Here is a 6,000-nt window from a genome sequence, read left to right as displayed (position 1 = left end):
CTTGTGGTTTAAAGTCACGACGTTCGCCTGAATTAAATTCTCTTCTTTCGCCTTGTGGTTTAAATTCACGACGTTCCGAGTTGAATTCTCGTCTTTCACCTTGTGGTTTGAAATCACGACGTTCGCCCGAATTGAATTCTCTTCTTTCACCTTGTGGTTTGAAGTCACGACGTTCGCCTGAATTAAATTCTCTTCTTTCGCCTTGTGGTTTGAAATCACGACGTTCGCCTGAGTTGAATTCTCTTCTTTCGCCTTGTGGTTTAAATTCACGACGTTCACCTGAATTAAATTCTCTTCTTTCGCCTTGTGGCTTGAAGTCACGACGTTCCGAGTTGAATTCTCTTCTTTCGCCTTGTGGTTTGAAATCACGACGCTCGCCTGAGTTGAATTCTCTTCTTTCGCCTTGTGGTTTAAATTCACGACGTTCACCTGAATTAAATTCTCTTCTTTCGCCTTGTGGTTTAAAATCACGACGTTCCGAGTTGAATTCTCTTCTTTCGCCTTGTGGTTTGAAGTCACGACGTTCACCTGAGTTAAATTCTCTTCTTTCACCTTGAGGTCTCTCGCCTCCGTAAGTCTTTCTTGCAGGAACATCACGTCCTAATTCACGACTTAACTCGTCTTTTCTTTCACGAGTTTGTTGTCTTCTTTCGAAGCCCAAATCTTCTTTTTCGATTCGCTTTCTCATTGTTAATTTTATCAACGATTTTAGAAAATTATCTGTTTCTAAATCGCAGATGTCTTAGTTAAAATATTGCAACATCACTGCTGTAAAATAAAATTTTTAAATGGCTGAATCCTGAAATAAATTATCGAATAATTAAAAATAAGTTATTCACTTTCAGAAACTTAAAAATCAACTTTTGCCAAAAGGCTCGCAAAGGTACAATATATTTTAAACTTTAAATACTTATTAAAGTACAAATTTTCAAATATTTTTTTCTTGATTTGATATGTCTGATTTTACTAGCTTAAAGCTTCTCGAAATGAAGTAAAATAGCATCCTAAAAACGGTCTATTTTATCAATTTAGAATTGTTTGAATTTTAAGGCTAAATTAAAATCTATTAAGTACAATCATTTTAGGCCAAAACTCGTTTATAAATTGGTTATATTTACCGTATTCTGAGTAAATTTTACTCCTTTTGAAGGTTTGTGAAAAGATAATTTTAGCTTACTCAGATTAATCAAATCAATTCTCTTAAAGAAAACTATGCAAAAATTTCGTCAACTTATAGCTCTTTTCTCAGCGATAATCTTGTTGAATAGTTGTAATTCAGCACTTCAATCGTTTAAAAAAGGTCAGAAAAAATTTGACAATGGTGAATACGAATTAGCCATTAAAGAATTAAAAAAGGCATCTGCAGCAAATTATGAATTGGCTAAAACAAATTATTTACTTGCCGAGTCGTTTCGATTATCGAATCGTAGCATTTTAGCAGGCGAATTTTATGAAAAAGCATTGGCTGCGGGAAGCAGAGAAAATGATTTGCGTTATCATTTGGCAACCACGCAAAAAATGCAAGGGAAGTACCAAGAAGCTGCTCAAAATTTAGAAAAGTATCTTTCAGGCGTACCAAGTAAATTATTCAAAAGTAAGGCTCAAGCAGAAATAGACCAATTAGAGGAAGTAGAAGCTTTAGCCAATAAAAAAACGTACATCGAATTAAAACCTTTGAATATCAATTCTACTGGTGCTGAATTCGCTCCGATTATTCAAGGAAACGATTTGATTTTTACGGCTTCACGCAAAGATATTATCTATAAAAGTAACGGTTTGCCTTACTTAGGTTTATACAGAGCTTCGCTGAACAGTCCTACAGAACTAGGAAATCCTTCGCTTTTCAGCACGACAATCTTCAAAAATAATGCAAATGAAGGGACGCCAACATTTTCTAAAGATGGTAAAATGATGGTTTTTGCCAGAGGAAATGCGGGAAAACGTTCTGATGAATCTCCTGACGTAGATTTATACATTTCAAGAAATATTGATGGCGTTTGGACAGAACCAGAAATAATTTCAGTCTCAGATTCATTGGCTTGGGATGGTTGCCCATCTTTTTCTGCTGATAATAAAACACTCTATTTTGGGTCGAATCGTGCTGGTGGAAAAGGGGGAATTGATTTGTATCGTGCCAATATTGACAATGCGGGCAGATTTGGTAGAGCTATTAATTTAGGAGCAGATATTAATACTGCTGGTGATGAAATGTTCCCTTATGTTTCAGCAGATGGAAAATTATATTTTTCTTCGGATGGTCACGCAGGTTTAGGAGGTTTAGATTTATTCGTGGCAACTCGTAAAAATGGAGAAATTTCAGTAGAACATTTAGGCATTCCATTAAATTCTCGTTTTGATGATTTTGGTTTGGTTGCCATAGATTCTACCAAAGGATATTTCGCCTCAAATCGTGATTCAGGAAAAGGAGATGACGATATTTATTATTTCGAAAATACACAGCCTGATAAAAAGTACGATGTACCAGTAATTGCTAAAGAAACGCCTAAAAAGAAAATTATTCGTTATTTCTTGGCAGGAAGTATTACCGATATGAACAATCAGCCATTGGATGAAGTAAAAGTAGCCATTATTGATAATTCAACGAACCAAGCTATTGAGGAGATTTATACAAAATCAGAAGGTACTTTTGGCAAAGTGAAAATGGAAGAAGATAAATCTTATACAATTGTCACTGAAAAAAATGGCTACTTTACCAAACGTGAGCCATTTACGATGCTTGGGAAATCAGTACCATTAGAGCTTCTTACAAAAGCGGAAACTGATACTACTTTTTATGCAAGTATTAAATTAGATAAACCAGAAGTTGGGAAAGAAATTACAAAAATCTTCCAAATTGCCCCGATTTATTATGATTTAGATAAGGCGGATATTAGAAGTGACGCCTCACCAGAATTGGATAAAATTGTTCAGATTTTAAATGATAATCCAACCATTAGGCTAGAATTAGGTTCACACACCGATTCAAGAGCGACGACAGAGTATAATGCTAAATTATCGCAAAGAAGAGCCGATGCGGCAGTTGCTTATATTATATCAAAAGGAATTTCTTCTGCCAGAATTGTAGCTAAAGGTTATGGAGAAAGCCAATTAGTAAACAAATGTGCCGACGGTGTAAATTGTACTGAAGAAGAACATCAGCTAAATCGTAGAACAGAGTTTAAAGTACTTTCGGTGAAGTAATAGATGAAAGCAACAAAAAAGCGGAAGACCTAAATCTTCCGCTTTTTTTATGACTAATTTAAAATTACTTCTCGCTTATCTTCTGGAAAAATAAAATTGATTGGCTTTGAAACTTTTTCTTCCATCAAAGCAATCTTTAGTACTTCATCAACCATATCCACAAAATGGAAAGTAAGGTCTGAAATATAAGACGGTGTGATTTCTTCGATGTCTTTTCTGTTTTTATGACATAAAATAATCTCTTGAATTCCTGCACGTTTAGCAGCTAAAATCTTTTCTTTGATACCGCCAACTGGCAATACTTTACCACGTAAGGTTACTTCTCCAGTCATAGCCAAATTAGGCTTTACTTTACGCTGTGTTAAAGCCGAGGCGATAGACGTTGTCATCGTAATCCCTGCCGATGGTCCATCTTTAGGAACTGCACCTGCTGGAACGTGAATATGAAGGTTATAATTATCAAAAATTCTATAATCAATACCATATTCATCAGCATGAGCTCTCAAGTATGAAAGTGCAGCCATTGCTGATTCTTTCATTACATCGCCTAACTGACCCGATAAAGTAACGCCACCTTTTCCACGATTCAAGATTGATTCAATGAATAAAATATCGCCACCAACAGGAGTCCAAGCTAAACCTGTTACTACGCCAGCTGTATCGTTTGTTTCGTATAAATCTTTATCGAAATACTCTTGTCCTAATAACTTCACAACCTCCTCAGGTTTAATCACCTTTGGATATTCTTCTTGCATGGCAATTGATTTCGTTACTTTTCGAATCAATTTACCTACTTGTTGTTCTAGTTTTCTAACGCCAGATTCACGAGTGTAGCCTTCAATTAATTTTTGTAAAGCAGCATCCGTAATACTCAAGGTTTTATTTTCTAGACCATGTTCTTCTTTTTGTTTTGGAACAAGGTGTTTTTTGGCAATTTGTACTTTTTCCTCCATCGTGTAACCACTGATGTCAATGATTTCCATACGGTCACGAAGTGCTGGATGAATACTATCCAAAGAGTTTGCCGTAGCGATGAATAATACTTTAGAAAGATCATATTCAATTTCTAAGTAATTATCCATGAACGCATTGTTTTGCTCTGGGTCAAGTACTTCTAACAAAGCCGAAGAAGGATCGCCACGGTGGTCTGAGCCTACTTTATCAATCTCATCTAAAATAAAAACAGGATTTGCAGAACCTGCCTTTTTAATATTTTGGATTAATTTCCCAGGCATAGCACCGATGTAGGTTTTACGATGTCCTCTGATTTCAGATTCATCATGCAAACCGCCCAACGCCATTCTTACATATTTTCTACCTAAAGCTTTGGCTACAGATTTACCCAAAGAGGTTTTTCCAACACCCGGAGGGCCGTATAAACATAAAATTGGGGCTTTCATATTGCCCTTCATTTTTAATACGGCTAAGTATTCTATGATTCTTTCTTTTACTTTTTCCAGTCCGAAATGGTCTGAATCAAGTACTTTTTGAGCTTTCTTAAGGTCAAAATTGTCTTTTGTGATTTCGTTCCAAGGTAAATCAACCAATAATTCAACGTAATTCATCAACATCGGATATTCTGCCGACATCGAATTGGTGCGTTGTAATTTGGCTAATTCTTTTTGGAAATGGTCACCGACTTCCTTACTCCATTTTTTATTTGCTCCTTTTGCCCTAATTTTATCAAGTTCAGCTTCTGGACTATCAACGCCCAATTCTTCTTGTAAAACTTTAATTTGCTGACGCAAATAATAATCACGCTGCTGCTGGTCTATATCACTACTTGCTTTACTTTGAATTTCACGCTTGATTTCCAATAAATCAATATCGGTCATCATCAATTCAAGTAATTTTCTAGCCTGCTCAAGTCCATTAATTGTTTCTAGCAATTGTTGCTTTTCGGCTAGTTCAGCATTGACATTGGCAGAAAGGAAGTGAATCAGAAAGTTTGGTGATTCAATATTGTCTAAAGCAATCTGTGCTTCACGAGGAATTTCGGGATTCAAGAATAAAATTCTTGTAGCCATTTCTCGCAAAGATTGAATCAAGGCTTTGTTTTCCTTATTGAGTTTTGAAGGTAAATTATCTTCTAAATATTTTACTTTCGCAATCAAGTTTGGCTCTGTTTTGATATAAGTATCTACCTCAAAACGCTTACGTCCTTGAACAATAATCGTAGTGTTTCCTCCCGGTAAAACAATCATTTTGATGATATGTGCTACCGTTCCAACTTTGTATAAATCTTCCCCTACGGGTTCTTCTTTATTCGGATTGGCTTGGGTAATTACGCCAATTGTTCTATTGCCTTTGTATGCTTTTTTTACCAGACGAACAGATTTTTGTCTTCCAACAGTAATTGGAATTACCATTCCAGGGAATAAAATAACATTTCGAATAGGTAATATTGGTAATTCGTCAGTAAGTTTTCCAAGTTTTTCATCATCAACTCCTTCTGAACCAAGAGGAATTAATTCAATGCCATCGAAATCAGAAATTTCGGCAAGCTTAAGGTTATTTAAAAAGTTTTTATCTAGACTCATATTATGTATTATGCAAATTTGGAAATATGTAATGTGATGATGTAGCTAAACTGGCTAAACACGATTTAATTTAAGTGGAGAATAGTTTGAAATTTAGTAACGACTATTTCCAAATTCAAATGAAATGTTCTGCCACAATGACAGAAGTTATAAAATTACACTTAAAAATTATACAAACAAATTTCATTTATTAAACGGTCAAACCTTATGCCAATTGACATATTGGCATGCGTTTAATAGGATTTACAACGGTTTTTTA

General features: G+C 35.2%; 3 protein-coding genes. 1 reads left to right on the top strand and 2 read right to left on the bottom strand.

The window, feature by feature from the left end:
* A partial coding sequence (locus tag VB776_RS14445; RefSeq protein WP_407653834.1) for a hypothetical protein occupies nt 1-688 on the bottom strand: 688 nt, incomplete at its 3' end.
* A 524-nt stretch (nt 689-1,212) separates the two neighbouring features.
* Between VB776_RS14445 and VB776_RS14440 the strand changes: the two genes are divergently transcribed.
* Complete coding sequence (locus tag VB776_RS14440; RefSeq protein ID WP_323697420.1) at nt 1,213-3,201, top strand: OmpA family protein; 1,989 nt, start codon at nt 1,213-1,215, stop codon at nt 3,199-3,201.
* Nucleotides 3,202-3,254: 53 nt separating this feature from the next.
* Here VB776_RS14440 and lon read toward each other — a convergent pair whose 3' ends face one another.
* Nucleotides 3,255-5,741, bottom strand: coding sequence for an endopeptidase La (gene lon, locus VB776_RS14435; RefSeq protein ID WP_323697419.1), 2,487 nt, complete (start codon nt 5,739-5,741; stop codon nt 3,255-3,257).
* Nucleotides 5,742-6,000 lie beyond the last annotated feature (259 nt).

It is taken from the genome of Arcicella gelida, assembly GCF_034931025.1.
Lineage (GTDB): Bacteria > Bacteroidota > Bacteroidia > Cytophagales > Spirosomataceae > Arcicella > Arcicella gelida.
This window is presented reverse-complemented; position numbering and strand designations above follow the sequence as displayed.

Coding starts and splice junctions, on each gene's coding strand:
- VB776_RS14440 (WP_323697420.1), top strand. CDS start 1,213: ATGCAAAAATTTCGTCAACTTATAGCTCTTTTCTCAGCGATAATCTTG.
- lon (WP_323697419.1), bottom strand. CDS start 5,741: ATGAGTCTAGATAAAAACTTTTTAAATAACCTTAAGCTTGCCGAAATT.